Genomic DNA, 1,280 nt, shown 5'->3' with positions numbered 1-1,280 from the left:
GCCATCATATCGATAGATCGTAAGTCCTGTGAAGTAAACACGGCCAGTGGCATTACTCAAAAGTACGATCAGTTGGTACTGGCTACAGGCTCCTATCCGTTTGTTCCTCCTGTGCCCGGGCACGACCGTGAAAACTGTTTTGTCTATCGCACCATCGAAGATCTCGAAGCTATTAAGGAAGCTGCCCGTAATGGCAGAGTCGGTGCCGTTGTTGGCGGAGGTCTGCTGGGGCTGGAAGCAGCAAAAGCGCTTAAAGATCTGGGGCTGGAGACTCACGTGGTTGAATTTGCTCCTCGTCTGATGGCTGTTCAGGTGGATGACGGCGGTGGTGCCATGCTCAGACGCAAGATCGAAGGTCTGGGGGTCACCATTCATACTTCCAGAAATACCCGTCAGATTGTTGATGGTGAAGGCGCTGTTCATCAGATGCAGTTCGCTGACGGCGAACAGCTGAATACCGATATCGTGCTGTTTTCAGCAGGTATTCGCCCCAGAGACGAGCTGGCGAAAAGTTCCGGTCTGGAACTGGGTGAGCGTGGCGGTATCGTTATTGATAACGACTGTCGTACATCGGATAAACGCATTTTTGCTATTGGTGAGTGCGCCCTCTGGAGTGGTCGTATCTTTGGTCTGGTGGCACCGGGCTACCAGATGGGGCAGGTGGTTGTGGATCAACTGACAGGCAGGGACGGTAATCAGTTTTCCGGTGCTGACATGAGCACCAAACTGAAACTGATGGGCGTCGATGTTGCCAGTATTGGTGATGCCCATGGCAATACCGAAGGTTGTCTGAGCTACCAGCTGATTGATGAAGAAAAAGAAGTTTACAAAAAACTGGTGGTTTCCAAGAATAAGAAAAAGGTTTTGGGTGCTGTTCTGGTCGGTGATGCCGAAGAATATGGCAGCCTGCTGCAAATGATGTTGAATGATATGCGGCCTCCGGAAAATCCAGCCGAACTGATCCTGCCTCAGACCGATGGCTCCGCTGCAACGGGTCTGGGTGTCGCGGCTCTGCCAGAAACGGCTCAAATCTGTTCCTGCTATGACGTCAGCAAAGGTGATCTGGTTAACGCGGTGGCCGGTGGCTGCATGGACATGGGCGCACTAAAGGCTGAAACCAGTGCCGGAACCGGCTGTGGTGGCTGTACGGCTCTGGTCAAGCAGGTTCTTGATCATGAACTGACTGAGCTGGGTGTTGAGGTTAAAAAAGATATCTGTGAGCATTTCCCTCACTCCAGACAAGAACTCTATCATCTGGTCCGTGTCGGTGAATTAAAGTC

General features: G+C 51.9%; 1 protein-coding gene. It reads left to right on the top strand.

The genetic code is table 11. The features are described 5' to 3' along the window. A partial coding sequence (locus KDK16_RS01105) for an FAD-dependent oxidoreductase (protein ID WP_257274296.1) occupies nt 1-1,280 on the top strand: 1,280 nt, incomplete at both ends.

Source organism: Endozoicomonas sp. SESOKO4 (assembly GCF_024606275.1).
This window is presented reverse-complemented; position numbering and strand designations above follow the sequence as displayed.